We start from the raw sequence: 23,999 nt of genomic DNA, 5'->3' as shown, positions 1-23,999 counted from the left end.
ATGACGCAGAGCCGGACACAGAGCGCCCGGGCATATCGCCGGGTCGCCGCGGCGGTCGACGCGGTATGCGCGGTCGCCGCCGACGCCGACGCCACCACTCTCGAACAGGTCGTGGACGCGGTCGCCGTCGAACGTGGCCGTCCGATCGAGATCGCCGACGCCGACCTCGGTCCCGGGGTCTGTGGCCAGCGCCGTTACTACCCGGCCAAGGACATCATCGTGCTGGCCAGTGCGCTGCCGAGTCGCGACCATACGCTGGCCCACGAACTGGGGCATATCGTCTTCGACCATGAAGGTGCCCCGGCCCCCGAGGTGACTTTGGAGGTGAGCGATGAGCTCATCGCCTACATGCTGAGCCAGCGTGCCCATCAGACCGCGCTCGAGGACGGCGAGGACGATCAGGCCGAATGGGAGGCCGAAACTTTCGCCGCCATGCTGATGACGCGGCTGCGCGTATTCAACAGCCGGGGCGCGGGCGTCTCGGTCCTTCGATTCGATGAGGCTCTGGGATGACGTTCTGGTTGACCGCCCTGATCGTCTGGGTCGCCGCGGGCGCGCGGGTAGGACGCGTACTCGTCAAACCCGCGACCACCGCGCGGGTGGCGATAGTGGTGGCCGTTTCGGCGGTCGCGCTGGCCTGCACCGCCGCCGTTCCCGATGTGGCCCTGGCCATCGACAATGTGCTGCCCGGTGGGCTGCGGCCGGGCCGGCTCTCGGAAGGGCTGGTGGTCGCCGCCTGGCTCTTCTTCGCCGCCGCGACCTCGGTGGTCGCCTCGGCGGCCTGGCCCGTGGTATCGCGCCGCAATCTGCGCCAGATCGCCGGGGGCATATACGGAACCGGGCTGTTCGCCGTCGCCGCAACGTTGAGCACATCGTTCACCACCGGCTGGGTGGTGACCGGGCTGGCCGGGATATTCGTCGTGGTGACCGGTCTGCGTAATCTGAGCTGGACCGCGCTCGGCCGTGGTATCGCCGTCTACGTCACCGGCACAGCTCTGGTGGTCGCTTCGGCTGCCGGTCAGGTGCAGCGCGGTGTCACCGGCGCTACTCGGCCCGGTCCGGGTGAGCCGGGCTGGGCCTGGCCGTTCTGGCAGATCGCCGCGCTGCTCATCGCTTTCGGCGCGGTGTGGATCGTGGTGGAGATGTGGGTGCGCGCTCGGCTGCTGCTGCGCCGGGTACATACGCTGCACACAGTGCTGGTGAAGCGTTTCCCGGAGGTCGTTCAGGAGGAGACCGGGACATCGACCCAGCTCAAGGCATCCGATCGAGTGGCTCAGATCATGGATGCGCTGTATCTGCAGTCCGGTGGCGGTGTCGAGATCGCCGCTGCTGGAGAACCTCCCACTGCCGTGGCCGCGCGTGCCGAACGGGTGGCGCAGTGGGCACGTCATCCACTCGGCCGGACTGTGGTGGATTCGCGGTGGATCGCGCCGCCCGAGGGCGTCAGCCCGCGGGGCTGGGTCCAAGCGATCGCGGCAGCCTTCGAAGCACAGCCGAAAAGCACCGAACGGCCAGAGGCTTCGATTCGTTAGTTGCCCGGGGTGTGCGGTATGTCCGTTACGTCACTGTGATTGTGACCGATGCCTGCTCCAGAATCATGCCGAGCGGTCGGTCTGGATTCTTTCGAACCGCACATGTTCAGGCGCGGTGATACCTTCGCCGAAGAATTCATGGCTTCCGCGGGAACGCGGTGCACGGATTTCTATCGCACAGGCGTCGGCGCGGTGCGACCCCGATCGGGATCGCACCGCGCCGACAGTGCCTGCTATTCGGTGCCGTCCGGAGGAATTTCGGGCAAGCCCTCGCTCGCACGCAGTTTCTCCGCCATGGAGGTGAGCAGATTCTGCGACTCCTCCGACAGGTCGAACGCCCGGCTGGACAGCCGGCGCAGACCGTAACCCTGTAGCTGCGAGAGGAGTTCCAGATCGTGGTCGATCTTCGCGGCGTAGATGTCGTTGAAGAAGTAGTCGGGCTTCACCTTGAAGAACTTTGCCAGCGCCGCAACCGTCTCATCGGAAGGATTCGTGCGCTGGCCCGACCGTAACTGCGACAGATACGGTTTGGAGATCGGATGACCGGATGCCGTCAGTGCTGCCGCTACCTCTGCATTGGTGTGCGGCTTTCGCCCCGGGGGATGCACGGTTTCGAACAGCTTGTTCAGCCGCGCCGCGAAATCAGCCATTATGAGCCGCCCAATTCCCTTCACTGTACTAACAGTCGTTATCTCGGATACCTATCATTGATATTAGCGGCTCAGTAACTGAAAACCTACGCCTGAATCAGGATTTCCTTGAAGCTTCCAGGCATGTATCAGGAGAAGTGGACCGTGGTATCGCGTTTGCGGGTTGCCCGCACCGGAGTTGTGGACCTCTGATACGGCCAGGTAGCCGCCCGTCGCAGGGGTCTTCCCGGACCGGCGGCGAGTAGCCTCTGGATAGCTGGTACCCCTTCCGTAGTCGTGCCGAAGCCGTTGTGTGGCGTACGACACGTCTGCCGAAAGTTGAGATGAACGTTCAACCTACCGGGTGGAATTTGTGGTGGTTGAGGGGCTCGTGCAGTGTGGCGGCCTCCCGTGCGGGCCACGATGTGCTGTTGCAATAGGGAATTCGGCCGTTTTGCTACAGCCGTTCGATGATTGTTCCTGTCGCGAGTGCGCCACCGGCGCACATGAGAACCATTGCGATGTTCCGATCGGAACGTTCGAGTTCATGCAGAGCCGTGGTGATCAGGCGAGACCCGGTGGACCCGACCGGATGGCCCAGGGCGATCGCCCCGCCGTTCACGTTCACCCGGTCGAAATCGGGCTCGTGCACCTGTGCCCAGGACAATGCTACGGAAGCGAACGCCTCGTTGATCTCGAACAGGTCGATATCACCGATACCCATCCCGGACCGCTCCAGCAGGCGGCTGCACGCCTGTACCGGGCCGTCGAGATGGAACTCCGGTTCAGAGCCGACCAGGCACTGGGTCACCACCCGGGCTCGCGGCCGCAAACCCTCGCGCCGGGCTGCCTCCTCGTCCATGAGCAGGACGGCCGCGGCGCCGTCGGAGATCTGTGAAGACGTTCCGGCAGTGTGGATTCCGCCCTCCAGTACCGGCTTCAGCTCGGCGAGGCTCTCCGCGGAGGTCTCCCGCAGACCCTGGTCCCGGCTCACCTCCTGCTTCTCCCCGGTCGGATTGCCCTCTTTGTCGACCACCGGTGCGGTGAGGGTGAGCACCTCGCGGTCGAACCGGCCCTCGGCCCAGGCTTGTGCGGCCAGACGCTGAGACCGTACGCCGAGCGCGTCCACGTCCTCGCGAGTGATACCGCGCCGCTTGGCGATCCGCTCGGCGGCCTCGAATTGGTTGGGCATATCGATATCCCAGGAGTCGGGCCGGCGCGGGCCGGCCTGGTCTCCGACATTGGCACCCAGGGGCACCTGGCTCATCGCCTCGACGCCGCATGCCACACCGATATCGATGGCGCCGGTGGCGATCAGGCCGGCGATGAGATGGTTGGCCTGCTGGGCGGAGCCGCATTGGGCGTCGATGGTCGTGGCGCCCACCTGCCACGGCAGGCCGGCGGCCAGCCAGGCTGTGCGGGTGATGTTGTTGGACTGTGCGCCCGCCTGGGTGACGCAGCCGCCGATGATCTGTTCGACCTTCGCGGGGTCGAGGTGGGCGCGGTCCAGGAGCCCGCGCTGGGCGAGGCCGAGGATCTCGGCGGCGTGCAGCCCGGACAGTCGGCCGTTGCGTTTGCCGATGGGGGTGCGAGCTGCCTCGACGATAACGGGTGTGCCCATCTTGAACCTTTCGTTTTGGACATAAAACTGTAACGTGTTCCGCGCACGGCTCGAGGCTGGTTCGGACCGGTTTCTTTCCTCGTTCTTCTGCCTGTGCTTCAATGATTGTAGAACGTGTTTCAGTTTGTCGAAGGAGACATCTGGTGGTGGATACGCGCATGGCCCGGCCGAACCTGCCGGCCGGGTTCGACGTCACGGACCCCGACATGTACGTGCAGCGGATTCCGGTCGAGGAGTTCGCCGAACTCCGGCGCACCGCGCCGATCTGGTGGCAGGAGAAATCGCCGGAGGTCGGCGGCTTCCAGGATGACGGCTTCTGGGTCGTCAGCAAGCACGCCGATGTCAAGGAGGTCTCGCGGCGCAGCGATGTGTTCTCGACCTTCGAGAACACCGCGCTGCCGCGCTTCAACGACGATATCGAGCGTGAGCAGATCGAACTGCAGCGTTTCATTCTGCTGAACATGGACCCGCCCGAGCACACTCGGATGCGCAAGATCATCTCGCGCGGGTTCACCCCCCGCGCGATCAACTCGCTGCGGGACGAGCTGTCGAAGCGGACCGAAGCCATCGTCAAGGCCGCCGCCGAGGCCGGGTCCGGCGATTTCGTCACCCAGATCGCCTGCGAACTGCCCCTGCAGGCGATCGCCGAACTGATCGGTGTCCCGCAGGAAGACCGGATGAAGGTGTTCACCTGGTCCAACGAGATGACCGGCTACGACGATCCGGAAATCGATGTGGACCCGGTGCAGGCCTCCACCGAACTGCTCGGTTACGCCTACATGATGGCCGAGGCCCGCAAGGCCTGTCCGGCCGACGATATCGTCACCACCCTGGTCGAAGCCGATATCGACGGCGAATCCCTCAAGTCCGAGGAATTCGGCTTCTTCGTGATGCTGCTGGCGGTCGCGGGTAACGAGACCACCCGCAACGCCATCACCCACGGCATGATCGCCTTCCTGGAGAACCCGGACCAGTGGGAGCTCTACAAGAAGGAACGCCCCAAGACCGCGGCGGACGAGATCATCCGCTGGGCCAGCCCCATCACCACCTTCCAGCGCACCGCGCTCGAGGACACCGAACTCGGCGGCGTCCAGATCAAGAAGGGTCAGCGGGTCCTGATGCTCTACCGGTCGGCGAACTTCGACGAGGATGTCTTCGACAACCCGATGAAGTTCGACATCATGCGCGAGGACAACCAGCATGTGGCATTCGGTGGTACCGGTGCGCACTACTGCATCGGCGCCAACCTGGCCAAACTGGAGATCGACCTGATCTTCAACGCGATCGCCGACCATATGCCCGATATCACCAAACTGGGCGACCCCAAGCGGCTGCGTTCGGGCTGGTTGAACGGCATCAAGGAGTTCGAGGTCGACTACAAGACCTGCCCGGTCACCGGTAAGACCGCCGGCTGACGGTCCCCCGCGAGCGACCCGTCCGGCCCCGCACCTCCACAGGTGTGGGGCCGGACCCTTCCGGGCCCGCGGCGACCCTGCCAGGTTGGGCGACTGCGCCGGGAGCGTTCGCCACAGACTCCGGACGGGCCGCGACGACCCGCTGAGGCCGGAGGCCCGAAAAGTTCTGCCCCACAGAATGCTTGCGGGGCAGAACCGAACAGATGATCATCAAGTCGCACGCCCGAGCGTATCTTCCGTCCACTCCGTGTGGTCGGCATTCGCAGTCGGGGCGCACCCCGGTTCCTTCCGGATGGTCGCCCTCCGTGGTCGGGGCCCGCCCCGGTTCTGGAGCGACGTAGCGATGGAGCGAAGCGACTGAGCGCAGGAGTGAAGAACCGGGGTTAATAGGGCCCCGACCCGCCCCGCCGCAGGCGGGGCAAATAAACACAGCCCCGCCCCGCCGAAGGCGGGGCAGAAAAAACTGAAGCGGCCGCGCCGGGAGGGACACCGGCCGGCCGCCGCTCAGGTGGCCGGTGCGGCCGTGGCCATGGCCCGGTCGACCTCCCAGAACGCGCGGAGGGCGAGGATCTTGCCCGCGTCGTCGACCTTGTAGGTGAACACACCTTCCGCATCGATCCGGTGGCCACCGATAACGCTGCGGATGGTGCCGGTGAACGCGACCTCGGCGCCGCAGGCGAACGAATCATCGAACAGGAAATCGATCGAATCGGTCGCGGCGATCGCTTTGTCCCAGAACGCCGCGATGGCCTCCGGTCCACGGTGCCCCTTGCCTTCGGGGTCGAAACCGGACGGGCCGATGGGGTCCTCCACGATGCCGTCCGCAGCGAACAACGCGAGCCAGGCATCCTTGTCCCGGGCTCGGACGGCGGCCTGGGAAGCCAGCCCGGCCGCGCGGGCGGGGTGTTCCTCGCTGCTCATAGGGGTTCCTCTCGGCATGCCGGGGCGCCGCCGCATTCGCGGCGACGCCCGCGGTAGTCAGTTGATCGGGTTCTGGATGTGCTCTTCGGCGAATTCGCGCAGCGCGTCCTTCTTCGCCTCGAGTTCACCGTCGAATCCGATTCCGGCGGCCAGCCAGGGCACCACGATCGCATCGGTGACACCGGCGTCGTACTGCTGCTGGTAACCGTCGCGGCCGAACTTGTCGATGCAGACCGCCTGGATCTCGAACGGCATGTCGGCGCGTCCGTATTCGGTGCGGAGCTCACTCAGCCGAGCGATGGTGGTCTGCAGATCTTCGAACTTCATCATGGCCGAGGTCCAGCCGTCGCCGACCTCGGCCGCGCGGCGCAACGCCACATCGGTGTGACCACCGATATAGAACGGAACCGGTTCACTCGGCGGCGGGCTCATCTGTAGTTCGTCGAAATCGAAGAACTCGCCGTGGTATTCGACCATGCCGCCGTCGAGGACCTTCTTGATGACCTCGATCATCTCGTCGACTCGCGCACCCCGGCGCGCATACGGCACCCCGCACCACTCGAATTCCTCCGGCGCCCAGCCGATACCCACACCGAACCCGAATCGGTTACCGGACAGGTTCGCCACCGATCCGACCTGACGGGCGAGCAGCAGCGGATTACGGGAACCGAGTTTGAGCACATTGGTGTAGAAACGCAGCCGTGTGGTCACCGCGGCCATAGCGGTCGCGGCGATCAGCGGATCAACCCACGGCGTCTCCGGGCCCCAGAAGCGGCTGCCGTCCGGGGTGTACGGATATTTCGCCGCCTGGGATTTCATGTAGAACAGCGAATCCGGCAGGGCGATCGAGGTGAACCCGACCTCCTCGGCGGTGCGGGCGAGCTCGGGCAGTTGGTCCAGGGGGCTCAGCGCGATCCCGAGACTGAATTTCAGTGTCATCGGCGTTCCGATCCGACGACCCACATGGAGAAGTACTGGGAGCCACCACCGTAGGCGTGTCCCAGCGCTTTGCGGGCATTGTCGACCTGGTAGTCCCCGGCCCGGCCCATGACCTGCTTGGCGGCCTCGGCGAAGCGGATCATGCCGGAGGCGCCGATCGGGTTCGAGGAGAGCACCCCGCCCGACGGGTTCACCGGCAGGGCGCCGCCGATCTCGGTTTCGCCCTTGTCGGTGAGCTTCCAGCCGTCGCCCTGGGCTGCGAAACCGAGGTTCTCCAGCCACATCGGTTCGAACCAGGAGAACGGGACGTAGATCTCGGCGGCGTCGATCTCGGCCAGCGGGTCGGTGATCCCGGCCTGCGCCCACAGTGCCTTCGCGGCTTCCTGGCCTGCCTGCGGGTTCACCTGGTCGCGACCGGCGTAGGCCAGCGGTTCGGTGCGCATCGCGGTCGCGTGGATCCAGCCGACCTTCTTACCGGCGGCCTCCACCGCGGCCGCCGATTTCTCGCCACCGATGACCACAGCGCAGGCGCCGTCGGAGGAGGGGCAGGTCTCGTCGAACCGGATGGGATCCCACAGCATCTGGGACGACAGCACCTCTTCGACGGTTTTGTCGCCCTGTTTGAGATGAGCGTGCGGGTTCTTGGCCCCGTTGCGCCGATCCTTGGCCGCCACCATCGCGCCGACGTGCAGGGGGGCGTTGGCGCGCCGGATATAGGAGCGCACATGAGGTGCGAAATAACCGCCCGCGCCCGCCCCGACCGGCATGGTGAACGGCACCGGAATCGACAACGCCCACATGGCATTCGATTCCGACTGCTTCTCCCAGGCGATGGCGAGCACCCGTTCGTGCACTCCGCCCTGCACCATGCTGGCGGCCACACAGGCGGTGGATCCGCCGACCGAGCCCGCGGTGTGCACGCGCAACAGCGGTTTCCCGGGTGCGCCCAGGGCATCGGCCATGTACAGCTCGGGCATCATCATGCCCTCGAACATGTCCGGGGCCTTGCCGATGACGATCGCGTCGATATCGGCCATGGTCAGGTCGGCGTCGGCCAGTGCCCGGTCGATCGCCTCGCGGCACATCCCGGCCATGGAGACATCGCTGCGTTTGGCAACGTGGTGGGTTTGTCCGGTGCCCAGCACCGCGGCGGGGAAACTCATCGGCGGGCCTCCGAATCCAGGACGGTCACAAGGTTCTGCTGCAGGGCCGGGCCGCTGGTGGCATGTGCCAGGGTGCGGTTCGCGGTCCCCGAAATGATGGGCAGCGCGGCGTAGCCGATGCGCTCCAGCCCGGTCGCGAACATGGGGTTGCCGGCCAGCGCGCCGCCGGACGGGTTGACCTTCGTCTCCGGTTTCAGGCCGAGCGCCTCTGCCAGGATGAGCTGCTGGTGGCTGAAGGGCGCGTGCAGTTCGGCGACGTCGAGACCGCTGGTGTCGCCGGTGGTCACCGCCTGACCCGCGGCCGCCGCCGAGGGGGAGGTGGTGAGGTCGCGGGCGCCCAGCACACTGGAATCGATCCGGTGCGCCATCCCGGTGATCCACGCGGGTCGTTCGGTCAGTTCGCGGGCCCTGTCCCCGACCGCCAGCACGATGGCCGCCGCCCCGTCGGTGATCGGCGCGCAGTCGTGCGCCCGGAGCGGGTCGGCGACGTAGGGGGAGGCCAGCAGATCGTCGACCGAGGTGCCGTCGACGGTATGCGCGGCCGAGGCGGCCGCCATATCGCGTTCGGTCCAGCGACCGGCGTCGATCCCGGCTCGGGCCTGCAGCCCGGCGACGGCCAGCGAATCGGGCCACAACGGAGCCACCAGGTAGGGATCGAGTTGGGTGGTCAGCACCTGGCGCAGCGTGCTCGCGGAAGATTTACCGAAGCCGTATACGAGGGCGGTCTGCGCTTGTCCGGAGCGCAGTTTCACCCAGGCCTCGTAGAGGGCCCAGGCGGCGTCCATCTCCACATGGGATTCGTTGATCGGGGGTACGGCGCCGATCGAATCGATCGCGGAGATGAACGAGAAGGACCGTCCGGCCAGGTAGTCCGACGATCCGGAGCACCAGAAGTCGATATCGGACTTGGTGATGCCGAGCTGGTCGTAGAGCTGCTGGAAACAGGGCACCAGCATCTCCACACCGTTGGTGGTGCCGTAGGTCTCCGACACATGCGGTGCGTGCGCGAAGCCGACGACGGCGATCTCGGTGGCGTTGTCGATGGAACGCTCGGTGATGGTCACGCGGGGAGCCCTCTCACAGGTGATGCTTGTAGGTGTCGTAGTCGGCATCCGGCTCGCCGGTCGGGGTGAAGTGGTCGATATTGGCCATCGTGTAGCCCCACTCCTCCCGGGGCTTCCACACGGCCTTGACCCGCATACCCATCCGCACCTCACTGGCATCGCAGCCGAGTACGAGATGAAGGAACGGGATATCGGCGCCGTCGATCAGTACGTAGGCACCCACATAGGGCGGTTTGATCCGCTGGCCGAGGAAGGGCACGTTCACGATGCAGAAGGTGGTGACGATGCCGGTATCGGCGAGCTCGACCGTATCCCCGGTGGAACGGCCGTCCATGGGGTCCACACCGCGCGGCGGGAAGTACACCTTGCTGTTCGCATCGGCCCGCGCGCCGATGAGCTTGCCTTCTTTCAGGCCGCGCAGGAAGGTGCTCTCCTCCGGGGAAGCAGTGTGCTTGTAGTCCATCCCGATCGGCGTGGTGATCATGGTGACCGGTTCGGCGTCGGACGCCGGAGCCGGTTCGGCCGTCGGGGTCTCGCCCGGCTCGAAGCAGGCGATGTCGTGGATGGTCCCGGTGAGTTCGGCGGCCCAGCGGGCGGTCACTCGCATACCGGTGCTGATCTGTTCCGGGCTCTCGACGTCGACCGCGTGCAGCAGAGCGGTGTCGGCGCCGTCGAGCTGGATCAGCGCATAGGCGAACGGCCGATCGAAGGGCTGGCCGGGTAGGGGTTCGCGGACCCAGGTCCACGATTTCACCGTCCCGGTGGGGGCGACCTCGACGAATTCAGACAGCGGTTCGGAGGTCACCGGGTCGAATTCGGCCGGTGGTACGAGTACCCGGCCGTCCGAGCCCCGGTTACCGAAGACGCGTCGCTCGCGTAGGCCGGTAAGGAACTTGCCGATGATGGGTCCCACGGAACGCGTGTAATCGAACTCCATCCGCAGGGGCGCGCTGAGCACATCGCTCGGTTTCAGTCCCGGCGGGCGTTCCTGCGTAATTACCGTGGGTGCACTATTCCCCTGAGTCACGATATCGAGTAGAACAGGTTCTTATTCTGCTGGCAAGCAGTAGGCCGGAAAGGGGTCGGATGTGAAGTTCGGATTGCAGCTCGGATATTGGAGCGCGGGGCCGCCCGAGCATGCCGCCGAGGTCGTGGTCGCGGCCGAGGAAGCCGGGTTCGACGCGGTGTTCGCCGCCGAGTCCTGGGGGTCGGACGCCTTCACACCGCTGGCCTGGTGGGGTTCGGCGACCGAGCGGGTGCGGCTGGGCACCTCGGTGGTGCAGCTGTCCGCTCGGACCCCCACCGCGACGGCGATGCACGCGCTGACCCTCGATCACCTCAGCGGCGGTCGCGCGATTCTCGGACTCGGTGTTTCGGGTCCGCAGGTGGTGGAGGGTTGGTACGGCCAGCCGTTCGCCAAACCATTGCAGCGCACTCGCGAATACGTCGAGATCGTACGCAAGGTGCTGGCCCGGGAGGGGCCGGTGGTAAATGACGGGCCGAACTACCCGCTGCCCTACAACGGGGCGGGCGCGACAGGTCTGGGTAAGCCGCTCAAGCCGATAACTCACCCGCTACGTGCGGATCTGCCGATCTGGCTGGGTGCGGAAGGGCCGAAGAATGTGGCGCTGACCGCCGAGATCGCCGACGGCTGGCTGGCCATCTACTACACGCCCCGCATGGCGAATGTGTACAACGAATGGCTGGACGAGGGGTTCGCGCGGCCGGGTGCCCGGCGTTCGCGGGAGGATTTCGAAATCGCCGCGACGGCACAGGTGATCGTCACCGACGATCCGGCGGCCGAGATCGAACGGATGCGCTGGATCACCTCGCTCTACATCGGCGGGATGGGTGCACCCGAACTCAACTTCCACGCCCAGGTGTACCGGCGCATGGGTTACGAGAAGGAGGTCGACGAGATCGGCCGCCTTTTTCAGGCGGGTCGTAAGGCCGAAGCCGCCGCGGTCGTACCGGACGAACTGGTACTGGAGACCGCGATCATCGGCAACGAGTCCCAGGTCCGCGAGCAGATCGGTGTCTGGGAGGCCGCGGGTGTCACCATGTTGCTCGTCTCGGTGCCGGATGTAGCCCAGCTGAAGCGATTGGCGCCACTGCTCGACGTCCGGTGAACTTGTTCCAGAGTCTGTCGGCGGCCGGGCCGAATTCGGAACGGCTCGTCCGCCGGCTACTCCCGGCGACCACGCACCGAGCATGGACCACCCGGCGATCACCGGTGCGGTCGGCTCGTCGACGCCGAATTCGGTTCGGTCGCGCCCTGGTGATCGGCGGACGTCTCGAGCGTGCTCAGGTCGGGAGTGTGAACCCTTCGGGCGGCGAGCCCTCGGCGAACAACATCTGCACCCGAACTTTGCCTTCCCGTATCTGCCGGGCCTGCCGATATTCGGGCGAGTCGTACCAATGCCGAATCCGATCCATGTCGGGGAACTCGATGACCAGGATTCGAGGTGAATCCCAGGTGCCCTCAACTGGGTCGGGTGTGGGGCCCGCGACCAGGTAGCGGCCACCGTGGCTGAGGATCGACTTCTGGGCCACGGGGGCGTAGGCCCAGCCGGCCTCCTCGTCGAGAACTTCGGCGTTGACTATTACGTAAGCGGGCATTCGATTTCCGATCTTGGACACGGCGTGTAGTAATGGCACGCATAAGAGTATTGACACTCTGTATCCTGTCAAGGTGGGCGAGATCGATAACGAATCCGGTACGAAGGTGCTGAGCCGTCGGGAGCGACTGCGCGCGGAGACCAGTCGAGAGATCGAGGTCATCGCGCTGCGGCAGATGGCCGATGCGGGACCCGGCGCGATCTCGCTGCGCGGCATCGCCCGTGAGATGGGGATGACCGCACGCGCGATCTACAGTTACTTTCCCACCCGAGACGACTTGATCACTGCCTTGATCAGCGGAATCGGCGCATCGCTTGCGGAGGCGCTGGAGACCGCCACCCAGGCTGTGCCCGCCACCGACCCCGGCGGCAGGCTGGTGGCATGGGGTCAGGCTCTGCGGGAATGGGCGCTGGCGAACCCGGAGAGCTTCCGGCTCTTCTACGGTCACCCCGTCCCCGGCTATCAGCCCCCCGAAGGCGGGCCGGTGGACCACACCGCACGCCGTGTATGCCGCCACCTCACCTTCCTGGTGGCCGCCGTATGGCTCGACGCCCCGTACGACCGGCCCGAGAAAACCTCCTGGTCCGACCTGCACCCCGACTACGTCGCCAAAATCCGAGAAGACCTCCCGGACGTGCCACCCGCCGCGGCCGCGCTCGCGTTACGTGTCTGGGGCCGCATGCACGGCTTGGTGGCGCTGGAGATCGACGGCCATATTCATCCGGTCGCACGCGACCCCGCCGCGCTGCATCATGCCGAGATGCTGGACCTGGTCAGATCATTGAATCTGGCCTAGACGCAGATTCCACCGTGGCCGACCGGTCTCGGGCGGGATGGTCCGCCGACTACTCGGTCCACTCCGGTGGCAGCCCGAAAAGCGGGAACAGCCGGTCGGTATCGAGGAAGAAATTGAGACCGGTGATCACACCGTCGCGCGTTTCCAGCACCGTGATCGACCACGGCGACCAGACGCCGGGCTGCCCGCTCGGCTTGTAGTGCCCGAAAGCGGGATGGCCGTTTGCCCCGGCCAGCGGAACCAACCGGGAATCGCGGCAGGACGCGCCGGTACCGAGCATGAAGGCTGCCACGTTCTCCGGGCCGGATACCCAGAGATCGAACGGCGGCATGGACAGTGCCACGTCGCTTTTCAGCAGTGCGGTGAGCGCATCCATATCGTAGGACTCGAACGCCGCCACGAAGTTCTCGACCAGCGTGCGCTGCCCTTCGTCGGCAGCGTCGTAGCTGTCGGAATCGTCGGGTCGGACCTTGTTCATGGTCGCGCGCGCTCGCTGTAGGGCGCTGTTCACCGACGCGGTGCTCATGGTGAGAGCCTCGGCGGTCTCGTTGGCGGAGAAGCGGAGCACCTCGCGCATGATCAGGATGGCGCGCTGGGTGGCGGGCAGATGCTGGCAGGCGGCGACGAAGGCCAGGCGCAGGGAATCCTTGGCGGTGGCGTACTCGGCGGGGTCGGAGCCGAAGGCGAGCGAGTTGGGGATGGGCTCCACCCAGACGTAGTCCGGTTGCGGTGGCGGCAGCGGTCTGTCCGGTGTGGAGGCACCGGACAGATCCATCGGCCGGGCCCGGCGCTGCGGGCCGTCGAGCATATCGAGGCAGATGTTGGTGGTGATCTTGTAGAGCCAGGACCGCAGGCTCGCTCGCCCCTCGAAGGAATCGTAGGACTTCCAGGCCCGGGTGAACGCGTCCTGGACGGCGTCCTCGGCCTCGAAGGATGACCCCAGCATGCGGTAGGCGTAGGCACACAGTTCCCGTCTGTGTGCCTCGAAGGATCTCAGGACATCGGCGTCGGCAGTGCCGGTCTGCTCGCTCATGGGTGCCACTGTGGCACAGCGGACCGACATGTGAACAGAGGATGAAACACGTTGTTTTCGCCTCGGCGGCACAGGTGTCTCACCAGGCCCGGAAGCCACATTTCGCGTCCGTCGGGGAGGCTCGCGGCGGCAGCGCGGTGCAGCTCGATGATGCCGTAGTGTCCCGCCGATGATTTCCGGTCGCCGTCGACGTCTGAATCTTTGCGGCCGGCGAACACAGACCACTACTCCGAGAGGACCGAAACCGTGACCAGCAAGATGATTTTCGTGAACCTACCCGTCACCGATCTGGGTCGTTCCAAGAATTTCTACGAAGGGCTCGGGTGGAAGGTCAACGACGATTTCACCGACGACAATGCCGCTTGCATCGTGGTCGATGACAATATCTGCCTGATGCTGCTCACCCATGAGCACTTCGGTGTCTTCAGCCGGCGCCCGATCGCCGATACCCGGGCCGCCACCGGTGCCGCCTATGCGCTGTCGCTGGGCAGTGCCGAGGAGGTCGACCGGCTGACCGCGGCAGCGGTGGCCGCGGGTGGAACCGAGGAGGTCAATACCGATAAGCAGGCGCAGGAGGCGCAGGTCGGGATGCACGGCCGGACCTTCCTGGACCCCGACGGGCACCAGTGGGAGCCGTTCTACATGAATTACCCCGGCGCGTAGGCGCACCGAACTCACGCGAAAGCCCCGGTCGGCGATCCTCGAAACTTCGAGATCGCCGACCGGGGCTTTCGTGGCTTCGGGTGGGTGGTACGACCGGGATACCCACCGGCTCGCCATTGCCGAACGGGGCGTACCGGACGCGCCACCCCCCCGAATCCGTCTCCTACTTGCCGCTGAAGTTCGGCTTGCGCTTCTCCTTGAATGCCTTCGGGCCCTCCTTGGCGTCCGCCGACTGGAAGACCGCCATACCGAGTTTCGCGTCGATCTGGAAGGCCTCTTCCTCGGGAAGGCATTCGCTGTCGCGGATGGTCTGCAGGATCGCCTGTACCGCGAGCGGACCGTTGGCTGCGATGAGGTCGGCGAGTTCGAGTGCTTTGTCGAGTGCCTGCCCGTCGGGCACCACATGGCCGATGAGGCCGATGTCCTTGGCTTCGGCGGCGCTCAGATGCCGGCCGGTCAGCAGGATATCGGCGGCGACTGTATAGGGGACCTGGCGGACGAGCCGGACCGCGGAGCCGCCCAGCGGGAACAGGCCCCAGCGCGCCTCGGAAACGCCGAACTTCGCGCTTTCGCCCGCGACCCGGATATCGGTGCCCTGCAGGATCTCGGTTCCGCCGGCGATCGCCGCGCCCTCGACGGCGGCGATCAGTGGTTTGGTGAGCCGCCGGCCCTTCAGTAACGCCTCGATCTTGGACAGATCCCAGCCCCCGCCCGCGAACGAATCACCAGGATGCTGCTGGGTCATGCCCTTCAGATCGGCGCCCGCGCAGAAGGCCCCGCCCGCGCCGGTCAGGATCGCGACCCGGATATCCGGATCGCTGTCGACCTGATCCCAGGCATCGCGCATGATCGCCATCATCTCGGCGGAGAGCGCGTTACGCGCCTCGGGGCGGTTCATGGTGACGATGAGGACATGGCCGCGCTTCTCGACGAGGCATTGAGGCATCGTTGTTTCTCCTGTTACTCGGACCCTTGCCAGAAACAGTAACACGTTCTATTTTTAACCTTGTGACGTACAACATAGCCGACCTCGTCGAACACACCATCGACCTCGTGCCGGACCGTGTTGCGCTGGCTGACGACCACCGCTCGGTAACCTTCGCCCAGTTGGAGGACCGAGCGAACCGGCTGGCGCACTACCTGCTGGAACACGGTGTCCAGCCGGGCGACAAGGTCGGTATCTACTCACGCAACACCATCGAGGCCGTGGAGGCCATGGTGGCGGTTTTCAAAGCGCGGGCGGTGATGGTCAACGTCAACTTCCGCTACGTCGAGAACGAGTTGCAGTACATCTTCGAGAATTCGGACATGGTGGCGCTCATCCACGAGCGCCGCTACACCGACAAGGTGGTGAACGTCCGGTCCAAGGTTCCGCATCTGAAAGCGGTGCTGATCGTCGACGACGAAACCGATACAGCGACGCCCGCGGACGCGGTGGATTACGAAGCTGCACTGGCGGAGTCGTCGGGCGAACGCGATTTCGGCGATCGATCCGGCGACGATATCTTCATGCTCTACACCGGCGGCACCACCGGACTGCCCAAGGGCGTGATGTGGCGGCACGAGGACTGGTGGCGGGTTCTCGGCGGCGGTATCAACTTCATGACCGGCGAATACATCCAGGACGAATGGCACCAGGCGAAGACCGGCGCCGCCGGCGGGCAGATGGTGCGCTATCCGATTCCGCCGCTGATCCACGGCGGTTCGCAGACGGCGGTCTTCCACGGCCTGTTCGACGGTGGAAAGACCGTCATGCTCCCGGAATTCAGTGGGCACGGTGTCTGGCAGGCCGTCGACCGCCACAGCATCAACTTGATCTTCATAACCGGTGACGCCATGGCCCGGCCCATGATGGACGCGCTCGAGGCCGGTAACCCCGAAACCGGTGAGCCCTACCAGCACACGAACCTGTGGGCCATGGCCAGCAGCGCCGCATTGTTCTCCCCGACGCTCAAGGACAAGTTCATCGATCTGCTGCCCAACACCGTCATCACCGACTCCATCGGATCATCGGAGACCGGTTTCGGCGGCATCTCCATCGCGGCCAAGGGTGCCACCCACACCGGTGGTCCCCGGGTGAAGATCGACGCCTCCACCGCGGTGATCGACGAGGACGGCAAGCCGGTCGTCCCGGGATCCGGTCAGACCGGTGTGCTCGCCCGCAAGGGCCATATCCCGATCGGGTACTACAACGACCCGGTGAAAACCGCGGCGACGTTCAAGGAGTACGGCGGCGTCCGCTACTCCATCCCCGGTGACTGGGCGCGCGTCGAGGAGGACGGCACCGTCACCATGCTCGGCCGCGGGTCGGTCAGCATCAACAGCGGTGGCGAGAAGATCTATCCGGAGGAGGTCGAGGGCGCGCTGAAATGCCACCCCGAGATCTTCGACGCGCTGGTGGTCGGCGTCCCGGACGAGCGTTGGGGTCAGCGGGTGGCGGCTGTGGTGCAGTGTCGCGGCGGGAACCGCCCCACTCTCGACGAACTGCGGCCGGTGCTGACCCAGGAGATCTCCTCCTACAAGCTGCCGCGCAGTCTGTGGTTCGTCGACGAGATCAAGCGCTCGCCGGCGGGCAAGCCCGACTACAAATGGGCCAAGGCGCAGACCGAGGAGCGCGAAGCCGACGAGCACGGGTCGACGGGTAACGGTTCCTGACAGATCGGTCGACCGAGGGCCTGCCGTCGTGAAAATTCGGCAGGCCCTCCGTCGTGCGGGTGCCGAATCTGTGAGTTCGGGCCTATTCGGTCGAATCCGCGGGCGATCTGCCGATTGCTTTTCCGAGCTGCTCCGCGATATCCGGGACTTCGTCGAGCTCACTCGTCGCTACGGCGATCATGAGGTCGTACGCGAGATCTTCGTCCAGACCGTCGATGTCCACGCCGTTACGTGCCAGAAAAATTGCCGCGGCGGCTATTGCGAGACGCTTGTTGCCGTCGATCAACGGGTGGTTCTTGGCCACCGAGTGCAGCAGCGCGGCGGCCTTCTCCCAGATCGTCGGATACGCGTCGACGCCGAACACGGTAGTGCGGGGCCGAGCGGCGGCCGATTCGAGAAGGCCGGGATCTCGGACTGCGAAACCGGGGGCCACGTCTGCGGCGATCGCGCGCAGATCGGCTGCGGACAGGTAGTAGAGGCCGTCCACTATTCGGCCAATCTGTCGAGCAGCGCTCGGTGTCTGGTGGTGAACCGTTGCGACAACTCACGGACCTGGTGGTCTGCGGTCTCGGCCATTGCTTCGGGGACGACTGCCGCGACCCGCCGACCATGGCGGGTGAGGTGGACGACCCGTCCGCCTTCGGCCGCTGCGATCACCTCAGCGAGTTTTTCGCGTGCCTCGCTGACCGGTAGTTCCCAGGGATCGGATTCGGGCAGTGCAGTCATGCGGAGAATTGTACGGATCAGATAGAGATACATACAGAAATTCTGATTGCATCCGGAAGTCTCCACGCGACCACTGGCAGGCGCTTCTCTGGACGCAAGGCAACCGGTGCTGACCCAGGATATCTATGCTGGTTGGAAACAGCTCTGGGACGGAGGGCGGAGTATGAAGCAATTCGCCGGCGACGCGGTGCCGAATACTGCAGACGAGCGCTCGCGGCTGTTCGATCGGGCGGCTGATCATGTGCTGGCGGTCGGTGCCGAGCTGAATCGAAGGCTCGCCTGAGCGCAGTACCGTTCTCGCTCACCGCTTCGGAACGACCAGGTCCACGGTGGGGAAGTAACCCTTGAAGCGTTGCTCGTCCCGAGTCAGTAGCCGGTAGCCTGCTATTGCGGCATGCGCACCGATATAGAAGTCGGGCATGGGCGAGCGCTTCGTACCATCGTTTCGCCGATAGCGTTGATAGGCCTTGCCGGCCAGGAAGCCGGCCCGGTAGGGAAGTGGCTCCCGAACGAAATCCTCGGTCGGAAGCAAACTGTCCAGCACTTCGACTGTTTCGTATCCAACCGATACTTCGGCGTACACGATCGGATTGATCACTACGCGGCCGGAGTCGACTGCCTCGCTGAGTCTTTCGGCCGACCACTGCGACCAGTTCTCGTCGTCGGTCAGTATGTCGAGCAGAACGCAGGAGTCGACCAGGGTCGTCGGGCCTCCGATCGGGCGCAAGTTAGTCGCCACGAAGCAATTCCATGATTTCGTCGGTGCTCATACCCTCGATCTCTTTGCTGTCGGCCGTGCCACGCATTCGATCGACCAGTCTCTGGCCGCGGGTGGGGGCGTTATCGCTGCGCACGATCCGAAGCGCACCATCGACCTCGATCACCTCGACGTCGTCTCCTTCGCGGAGATTGAACTTCGCGCGTAACGACGAGGGGATGGTGACCTGGCCTTTGCTGTTGAGTATCACGGCTACTCCCGTCTTACGTATTACGTGTACTACGTAATACTACGCGATTCTACGGCTCGGCGAAGTCGCTGATCAGGAAGATTCCGGGTGGAGCTGGGTCGGATCGATTGCCGAACATCGCGGCACTGCCGACGGAGTTCGAGCAGTAGCGCCGGGTACTCGAAGTGGCGGACCTGACGACTCGGCGGGTGCGGTCTGTCGGTCGATCGGTCTATCGCGGGGCCTGTTGTCGTAGGCGTCGGCGAAGGTGCGGCGGGCGGTGGCGATATCTCCGGCATTGTCCACGGCCCAGCCGGCGAGGGCCGAGAGTGGATCGAGCAGCGTTTCGCCCAGGGGAGTGAGGCCGTATTCGACGAAGGGCGGGACAGTCGGATGAACCGCGAAATCCCGGCGGCAGCTCAGCCGCCACAGCCGACCGATTCACGCCCACGCGGACTTCCACCGCTGCGTTGGACCATCGGTGCCGGCCGGCCGGTGAAGTCCGTCGACCGGCACCGGGAATCTAGGCCGATTCGGGTACGAACTGCGCCAGGGGGAGCAGGTGGTTCGTGGCCCCGCCGAGGGCGAATTCGTTGCGGGTGGCGGCGGTGAAGTAGTTGTGCGCGATGTGGTCGCGGTCGATACCGACGCCACCGTGCACGTGAACCAGCGTGTGGGCGACCTGGTGACCCGCTTCCGCGGCCCAGAACTTCGCCGTGTGCACCGCCCCGGTCGCGTCCAGGCCCTCGGCGAGTTGCCAGGCGGCCTGGGTGACGGTCAGTCGCAGGCCCTGGAGACTGATGTAGCTGTCCGACAGCCGTTGGGCCACCGCCTGGAAGCTGCCGACCGCGCGGCCGAACTGTTCACGCTCGCGGGCGTAACCGGCGACCAGGTCCAGGGACCGTTCCAGGGTGCCGAGCTGGAAGGCGGCCAGGCCGAGCCAGGCGCGGTCGAGTAGCCAGTCCAGGATCCGGGCTCCGTCGTCGACGGAGCCGATCAGTTCTGCCGGGGCATCGGTGAATTCGACGAGGGATTCCGCGCTGCGATCGGTCACCTGCTGGGCGGTCACAGTGACGGATTCGGCCGATGGGTCGACCAGGAAGACCGCCGCGACTCCGGATACCGAGGCGGGCACCAGGATTCGTGCGGCGCGGTCGGCCACCGGGACCGTGGTTTTGGTGCCGGTGACGCGCCAGCCGCCGTCCGCTTCGGTGGCGGTCGTGGTGGGGCGGGCCGGTTCCCAGTTGTGTTCCTCGGCCAGCGCCACGGTCAGGATCGCCGATCCCGCACCGGCGTCGGCCGCGAGCTTCTTCTGGTCGGCCGACCCGAACTCAGCCAGCGCGCCCGCGCCCAGCACGATCGACCACAGGTAGGGCACCGCCGCGACAGCTTTGCCGAGTTCGCGCAGGATCGCGGTCTGTTCGAGCGAGCCGAAGCCGCTGCCGCCCACATCCTCGGGCAGGGCGGCGGCGAGCACGCCGGTCTCGCCGAGCGATTTCCACAGCGGTTCGTCGAATTTGGCGGTGCCGCGGTCCAGTTCGCGCAGGCGATCGGCGGTGACCAGTTTGTCGCAGACCTCGCCGGTGAGCCGGGCCAGGTCCGACTGGGCTTCGGTGGGGGTGAAATCCATGATGAACTCCTGGAGTGGGGCTGAGGTCAGCGGCCGGAGGCGGGCTGCTTCAGGGCGGTCATGGCGATGATGTCGCGCTGCACCTCGTTGGTGCCGCCGCCGAAAGTGAGGATCAGGGCGGCCCGGTGCATCCGCTCGAGCCGGCCGCGTAGCACCGAACCGGGGGAGTCCTGCCGCAGCGAGGCCTGGGGCCCGAGGACCTCCATGAGCAGCCGGTAGGCCTCGGTCGACAGTTCGGTGCCGTAGACCTTGCACGCCGACGCGTCCCAGGGCCGGGGCGCGGCGTCGCCACCGGCATCGGCGCGGCTGGCGATCTCCCAGTTCATGAGCTTGAGGTATTCGACCTTGGCGTGTACCCGGGCCAGGTTCAGCTGGACCCATTCGCGGTCGAAGATCCGGGAGCCGTCGGCGGCCTTCGTTTCCTTCGCCCACGCGGTCGTCTGGGCCAGTGCCAGCTGGAGCGCGGCGGCGGAGGTCAGTGCGACGCGTTCGTGGTTGAGCTGATTGGTGACCAGCGGCCAGCCGCCGTTCTCCGGGCCGACGAGCGAGGTCGCCGGGACGCGTACGTCCTGGTAGTAGGTGGCGCTGGTATCGGGCCCGGCCATGGTGTGGACCGGGGTCCAGGAGAAACCCTCGGCGGTCGTGGGCACGATCAGCATGCTGATGCCCTTGTGTTTCTTGGCGGCGGGATCGGTGCGCACCGCCAGCCAGACGTAGTCGGCGTAGGCGATGAGGCTGGTCCACATCTTCTGACCGTTGATCACATAGTCGTCGCCGTCGCGTACCGCGGTGGTGCGCAGACTGGCCAGGTCGGTGCCCGCGCCGGGTTCGGAGTAACCGATGGCGAAGTGCAGCTCACCGGCGGCGATCTTGGGCAGGAAGAAGTTCTTCTGCTCCTCGCTGCCGTAGTGCATGATCGTCGGCGCGACCGAGTTGACGGTCAGGAACGGTACCGGAGCCCCCGCGATGGCGGCTTCGTCGGTGAAGATCAGCTGGTCCAGCATCGGCCGGTTCTGGCCGCCGAATTCCTCCGGCCAGCCCAGTGCCAGCCAGCCGTCGCGACCCATTTGCGCGACGACCTCGCGGTACACATTGCCCTCGCCGTACTCGCCGGTCTGTGAGCTCAGTGCCGCTCGCCGTTCGGGGGTGATCAACCGTGCGAAGTAATCGCGCAACTCGGCGCGTAGCTGAACATGTTCCGGGGTATACGCAATGCGCATAGCGGTACCTCGAGCCTTCGGTCTACGGGTTGGAGATGGGGCCTGGATGTGGGATCGCGCCGCGCTCACCCGCCGGGAGTGCGGAATGGATCTCCGATACCTTGCTCCGATCATTGCATATGCACTGAAACATGTTCCAGTATTGAAGGGTAATCAGCCTATGTAGCCCGTCTCGGCGGCTGTCGCTTGTTAGGCTTTCGCCACAGGGCGGGAAAAGGAGTTTCGATGAAGGTCAGCGTTGACTTCGATCAGTGCGAAGCGAACGGAATCTGTGCGGGAATCGCTCCCGACGTCTTTGAACTCGATGACGAGGACATGCTGCACGTCGCCGAGGGCGAGGTCGCGCCGGATCAGGAGTCGCAAGTGGCCGAGGCGGTCGCGCAATGCCCGAAAGCGGCATTGCGTTTGCTGTGAATCGGCTCTTGCCGTGAATAAGAACACGTTCTAGAGTCGGCCCGGTGAGCGATACAGATACCAGCCTTGCCGGGCGAGTTGCGATCGTGACCGGAGCGGGTGCGGGCCTGGGTAAGGCCGAAGCGCTCGCCCTGGCCGCAGCCGGAGCCTCGGTCGTGATCAACGATCTGGCCGAGTCCGACGCCGTGGCCCAGACGCTGGAGCAGGTGCGGGCACTCGGCGCCAAGGCCGAGTTCGTGGCCGGAAGTGTCGCCGAGCGGTCCACCGCCGACGCATTGATCACCGCCGCCACCGAATCCTTCGGTGGCCTGGACATCGTGGTCAACAACGCGGGTATCACCCGCGACAAAATGCTGTTCAACCTGTCCGATGAGGACTGGGACGCGGTCCTCGCGGTCCACCTGCGCGGACATTTCCTGCTGACCCGCAATGCCGGGGCCTACTGGCGGGCGAAATCCAAGGAAGCCGGCGCGCCGGTCTACGGCCGGATCGTCAATACCTCTTCCGAAGCCGGGCTCCTCGGTCCGGAGGGGCAGGCCAACTACGCGGCCGCCAAGGCCGGTATCACCGCCCTCACTCTTTCCGCCTCACGCGCACTGAACCGATTCGGTGTCCGGGCCAATGCCATCTGCCCGCGGGCGCGTACCGCTATGACCGAACAGGTGTTCAGCGCGGCTCCCGAAGGCGAGGTGGATCCGCTCTCGCCCGACCATGTCGCGCGGCTGGTGGCCTATCTGGCCTCACCTGCGGCGGAGGCGGTCAACGGGCAGGTGTTCGTGGTGTACGGGCCCATGGTGGCGTTGATGGCCGCACCGGTGGTCGAGCAGCGGTTCGACGCGGCGGGTTCGCTTTGGTCAGGTGACGATCTGGCCACCACGCTGACCGGTTACTTCGCCGGACGCGAAGAAGGTCGTACCTTCTCTGCAACGGCTCTGCACGAACTGGGTTGAGTGATATCGCCGGAGCGGGTCGCGGGATTCGGTCCCGGGGCTCGCACCAGGAGAGTTGAACAACCGTCCAGTCATTGGTAAACAGAGGGGTCGACTGTGCCCGGCCTCACACAATGATGCCCAAGGCGTATGAATCGTGTTCCAATCCCGCTGTCTGGGATTGCAACAAGCTTCCAGTTCAGAAGCCTCAAAATGGCCCCAATTAGGAAATGAACGTGTTCTACTTAGCGGGGCGTGCGCCGGGGTGTACCCCGAGCTGCCGCCAGCGGGACCAGTAGTCGGGCAAGGAGGATCAGGATGAACAAGGTCCTTACCGTGCCATTGGGGGCCGTCGGCGGATTCTTCGAACTCGCCGCATCGGTGGCCCGGGCGAGTTTTCGCCGGCCGTTCCAGATGCGCGAGTTCATCGACCAGTCGTGGTTCGTCGCGCGAGTGTCGATCGTGCCGACACTTCTGGTGGCCATACCCTTCACCGTGCTGGTGAGCTTCACGCTGAACATCCTGCTGCGCGAAATCGGCGCCGCGGACCTCAGCGGCGCGGGCGCGGCCTTCGGCGCGGTGACCCAGGTGGGGCCGATCGTCACCGTCCTCATCGTGGCCGGCGCCGGAGCCACCGCCATCTGCGCGGATCTCGGCGCCCGGACCATCCGCGAAGAGATCGACGCCATGAAAGTGCTCGGTATCGACCCCATCCATCGGTTGGTGGTACCGCGCGTCCTGGCATCGATGTTCGTCGCGCTGCTGCTGAACAGCCTGGTCTGCACCATCGGCATCGTGGGCGGGTTCCTGTTCTCGGTCTATCTACAGGATGTGAACCCCGGTGCCTTCGTCAACGGCATCACGCTGCTGACCCATCTCCCCGAACTGCTCATTTCCGCGGTCAAAGCAGGTCTTTTCGGTTTGATCGCCGGAATGGTGGCCTGTTATCTGGGTTTGAACGTTAAAGGTGGTCCCAAAAGTGTCGGTGATGCGGTGAACCAGACAGTGGTTTTCGCCTTCATGGCGCTGTTCGTGGTGAACGTCGTGGTCACCGCCGTCGGTCTCAAATTCGCGGTGCGGTGA

General features: G+C 65.5%; 27 protein-coding genes. 11 read left to right on the top strand and 16 right to left on the bottom strand.

Going from position 1 to position 23,999, the window contains the following annotated elements; translation table 11 throughout:
* Entirely contained in the window at nucleotides 1–513 is a 513-nt protein-coding gene (locus OG405_RS23620; protein ID WP_327148633.1) for an ImmA/IrrE family metallo-endopeptidase, read from the top strand.
* Nucleotides 510–1,532 (top strand): hypothetical protein, encoded by a 1,023-nt coding sequence (locus tag OG405_RS23615; protein ID WP_327148632.1) that lies wholly within the window; start codon nucleotides 510–512, stop codon nucleotides 1,530–1,532. The genes OG405_RS23620 and OG405_RS23615 overlap by 4 nt, the downstream gene beginning before the upstream one ends.
* 233 nt (nucleotides 1,533–1,765) lie before the next feature.
* On the opposite strand, the gene OG405_RS23610 is transcribed toward OG405_RS23615, so the two are convergent.
* Together OG405_RS23610 and OG405_RS23605 are read right to left on the bottom strand one after the other, a co-directional pair.
* Complete coding sequence (locus OG405_RS23610) at nucleotides 1,766–2,182, bottom strand: helix-turn-helix domain-containing protein (RefSeq protein ID WP_011207048.1); 417 nt, start codon at nucleotides 2,180–2,182, stop codon at nucleotides 1,766–1,768.
* A gap of 436 nt (nucleotides 2,183–2,618) precedes the next feature.
* Complete coding sequence (locus OG405_RS23605) at nucleotides 2,619–3,782, bottom strand: steroid 3-ketoacyl-CoA thiolase (protein WP_327148631.1); 1,164 nt, start codon at nucleotides 3,780–3,782, stop codon at nucleotides 2,619–2,621.
* 158 nt (nucleotides 3,783–3,940) lie between these two features.
* Here OG405_RS23605 and OG405_RS23600 point away from each other — a divergent pair, with 158 nt between their 5' ends.
* Nucleotides 3,941–5,197: a cytochrome P450 gene (locus tag OG405_RS23600; protein ID WP_327152470.1), complete on the top strand. Its 1,257-nt coding sequence runs from the start codon at nucleotides 3,941–3,943 to the stop codon at nucleotides 5,195–5,197.
* A gap of 504 nt (nucleotides 5,198–5,701) precedes the next feature.
* Here OG405_RS23600 and OG405_RS23595 read toward each other — a convergent pair.
* The 5 genes from OG405_RS23595 to OG405_RS23575 are packed head-to-tail and all read right to left on the bottom strand — an operon-like array spanning nucleotide 5,702 to nucleotide 10,311.
* The gene (locus tag OG405_RS23595; RefSeq protein ID WP_327148630.1) at nucleotides 5,702–6,118 is read right to left on the bottom strand and encodes a nuclear transport factor 2 family protein; all 417 of its coding nucleotides are present in this window, start codon (nucleotides 6,116–6,118) and stop codon (nucleotides 5,702–5,704) included.
* Between the two features lie 57 nt (nucleotides 6,119–6,175).
* Nucleotides 6,176–7,051 (bottom strand): TIGR03619 family F420-dependent LLM class oxidoreductase, encoded by an 876-nt coding sequence (locus OG405_RS23590; RefSeq protein ID WP_327152469.1) that lies wholly within the window; start codon nucleotides 7,049–7,051, stop codon nucleotides 6,176–6,178.
* Nucleotides 7,052–7,053: 2 nt separating this feature from the next.
* Nucleotides 7,054–8,220, bottom strand: a complete 1,167-nt coding sequence (locus OG405_RS23585; protein ID WP_327148629.1) for a thiolase domain-containing protein — start codon at nucleotides 8,218–8,220, stop codon at nucleotides 7,054–7,056.
* Nucleotides 8,217–9,284, bottom strand: coding sequence for a thiolase domain-containing protein (locus tag OG405_RS23580; protein WP_327148628.1), 1,068 nt, complete (start codon nucleotides 9,282–9,284; stop codon nucleotides 8,217–8,219). Before OG405_RS23580 ends, OG405_RS23585 begins: the two co-directional genes overlap by 4 nt.
* A gap of 13 nt (nucleotides 9,285–9,297) precedes the next feature.
* Nucleotides 9,298–10,311 carry a Zn-ribbon domain-containing OB-fold protein gene (locus OG405_RS23575; protein WP_442790598.1) on the bottom strand — a complete coding sequence of 338 codons (1,014 nt, stop codon included), beginning with the start codon at nucleotides 10,309–10,311 and terminating at the stop codon, nucleotides 9,298–9,300.
* A 61-nt stretch (nucleotides 10,312–10,372) separates the two neighbouring features.
* On the opposite strand from OG405_RS23575, the gene OG405_RS23570 reads away from it, so the two are divergent.
* A complete protein-coding gene (locus OG405_RS23570) occupies nucleotides 10,373–11,413 on the top strand; it encodes an LLM class F420-dependent oxidoreductase (protein WP_327148627.1) in 1,041 nt (346 codons plus the stop codon).
* A 175-nt stretch (nucleotides 11,414–11,588) separates the two neighbouring features.
* Here OG405_RS23570 and OG405_RS23565 read toward each other — a convergent pair whose 3' ends face one another.
* Nucleotides 11,589–11,903 (bottom strand): DUF1330 domain-containing protein, encoded by a 315-nt coding sequence (locus OG405_RS23565; protein WP_327148626.1) that lies wholly within the window; start codon nucleotides 11,901–11,903, stop codon nucleotides 11,589–11,591.
* Nucleotides 11,904–11,976: 73 nt separating this feature from the next.
* Here OG405_RS23565 and OG405_RS23560 point away from each other — a divergent pair, with 73 nt between their 5' ends.
* Nucleotides 11,977–12,699: a TetR/AcrR family transcriptional regulator gene (locus OG405_RS23560; RefSeq protein ID WP_327148625.1), complete on the top strand. Its 723-nt coding sequence runs from the start codon at nucleotides 11,977–11,979 to the stop codon at nucleotides 12,697–12,699.
* 49 nt (nucleotides 12,700–12,748) lie between these two features.
* Here the strand turns inward: OG405_RS23560 and OG405_RS23555 are convergent, their stop codons facing one another.
* Nucleotides 12,749–13,732 (bottom strand): sigma-70 family RNA polymerase sigma factor, encoded by a 984-nt coding sequence (locus tag OG405_RS23555; protein ID WP_327148624.1) that lies wholly within the window; start codon nucleotides 13,730–13,732, stop codon nucleotides 12,749–12,751.
* A 246-nt stretch (nucleotides 13,733–13,978) separates the two neighbouring features.
* On the opposite strand from OG405_RS23555, the gene OG405_RS23550 reads away from it, so the two are divergent.
* Nucleotides 13,979–14,395, top strand: a complete 417-nt coding sequence (locus tag OG405_RS23550) for a VOC family protein (protein ID WP_327148623.1) — start codon at nucleotides 13,979–13,981, stop codon at nucleotides 14,393–14,395.
* A gap of 163 nt (nucleotides 14,396–14,558) precedes the next feature.
* On the opposite strand, the gene OG405_RS23545 is transcribed toward OG405_RS23550, so the two are convergent.
* A complete protein-coding gene (locus OG405_RS23545) occupies nucleotides 14,559–15,341 on the bottom strand; it encodes a crotonase/enoyl-CoA hydratase family protein (RefSeq protein WP_327148622.1) in 783 nt (260 codons plus the stop codon).
* A 62-nt stretch (nucleotides 15,342–15,403) separates the two neighbouring features.
* On the opposite strand from OG405_RS23545, the gene OG405_RS23540 reads away from it, so the two are divergent.
* Entirely contained in the window at nucleotides 15,404–17,050 is a 1,647-nt protein-coding gene (locus OG405_RS23540) for an acyl-CoA synthetase (protein WP_327152467.1), read from the top strand.
* Nucleotides 17,051–17,132: 82 nt separating this feature from the next.
* On the opposite strand, the gene OG405_RS23535 is transcribed toward OG405_RS23540, so the two are convergent.
* Both OG405_RS23535 and OG405_RS23530 read right to left on the bottom strand, forming a co-directional pair.
* Entirely contained in the window at nucleotides 17,133–17,537 is a 405-nt protein-coding gene (locus tag OG405_RS23535) for a type II toxin-antitoxin system death-on-curing family toxin (RefSeq protein WP_442790597.1), read from the bottom strand.
* Complete coding sequence (locus OG405_RS23530; RefSeq protein ID WP_327148621.1) at nucleotides 17,537–17,776, bottom strand: type II toxin-antitoxin system Phd/YefM family antitoxin; 240 nt, start codon at nucleotides 17,774–17,776, stop codon at nucleotides 17,537–17,539. Before OG405_RS23530 ends, OG405_RS23535 begins: the two co-directional genes overlap by 1 nt.
* A 106-nt stretch (nucleotides 17,777–17,882) precedes the next feature.
* Between OG405_RS23530 and OG405_RS23525 the strand changes: the two genes are divergently transcribed.
* Complete coding sequence (locus tag OG405_RS23525) at nucleotides 17,883–18,059, top strand: hypothetical protein (protein ID WP_327148620.1); 177 nt, start codon at nucleotides 17,883–17,885, stop codon at nucleotides 18,057–18,059.
* 18 nt (nucleotides 18,060–18,077) lie between these two features.
* On the opposite strand, the gene OG405_RS23520 is transcribed toward OG405_RS23525, so the two are convergent.
* From OG405_RS23520 to OG405_RS23505, 4 genes are all read right to left on the bottom strand, one after another.
* Nucleotides 18,078–18,515 (bottom strand): type II toxin-antitoxin system VapC family toxin, encoded by a 438-nt coding sequence (locus OG405_RS23520; RefSeq protein WP_327148619.1) that lies wholly within the window; start codon nucleotides 18,513–18,515, stop codon nucleotides 18,078–18,080.
* On the bottom strand, nucleotides 18,505–18,744 hold the full coding sequence (locus tag OG405_RS23515) for an AbrB/MazE/SpoVT family DNA-binding domain-containing protein (RefSeq protein ID WP_327148618.1): 240 nt from the start codon (nucleotides 18,742–18,744) through the stop codon (nucleotides 18,505–18,507). The genes OG405_RS23520 and OG405_RS23515 overlap by 11 nt, the downstream gene beginning before the upstream one ends.
* A 502-nt stretch (nucleotides 18,745–19,246) precedes the next feature.
* On the bottom strand, nucleotides 19,247–20,353 hold the full coding sequence (locus OG405_RS23510; protein ID WP_327148617.1) for an acyl-CoA dehydrogenase family protein: 1,107 nt from the start codon (nucleotides 20,351–20,353) through the stop codon (nucleotides 19,247–19,249).
* A 26-nt stretch (nucleotides 20,354–20,379) separates the two neighbouring features.
* A complete protein-coding gene (locus tag OG405_RS23505) occupies nucleotides 20,380–21,573 on the bottom strand; it encodes an acyl-CoA dehydrogenase family protein (RefSeq protein WP_327148616.1) in 1,194 nt (397 codons plus the stop codon).
* A 225-nt stretch (nucleotides 21,574–21,798) separates the two neighbouring features.
* On the opposite strand from OG405_RS23505, the gene OG405_RS23500 reads away from it, so the two are divergent.
* The 3 genes from OG405_RS23500 to OG405_RS23490 all read left to right on the top strand — a co-directional run bounded on the left by OG405_RS23500 (nucleotide 21,799) and on the right by OG405_RS23490 (nucleotide 23,999).
* Nucleotides 21,799–21,987 carry a ferredoxin gene (locus tag OG405_RS23500; protein ID WP_030522901.1) on the top strand — a complete coding sequence of 63 codons (189 nt, stop codon included), beginning with the start codon at nucleotides 21,799–21,801 and terminating at the stop codon, nucleotides 21,985–21,987.
* Nucleotides 21,988–22,031: 44 nt separating this feature from the next.
* Nucleotides 22,032–22,937: a 3-oxoacyl-ACP reductase gene (locus OG405_RS23495; protein ID WP_327148615.1), complete on the top strand. Its 906-nt coding sequence runs from the start codon at nucleotides 22,032–22,034 to the stop codon at nucleotides 22,935–22,937.
* A 297-nt stretch (nucleotides 22,938–23,234) separates the two neighbouring features.
* On the top strand, nucleotides 23,235–23,999 hold the full coding sequence (locus OG405_RS23490) for an MlaE family ABC transporter permease (RefSeq protein WP_058853254.1): 765 nt from the start codon (nucleotides 23,235–23,237) through the stop codon (nucleotides 23,997–23,999).

The organism is Nocardia sp. NBC_01329 (assembly GCF_035956715.1).
Classification (GTDB): Bacteria; Actinomycetota; Actinomycetes; order Mycobacteriales; family Mycobacteriaceae; genus Nocardia.
Note: the sequence above shows the minus strand (reverse complement) of the source record. Positions and strands in the feature narration are given on the sequence as shown.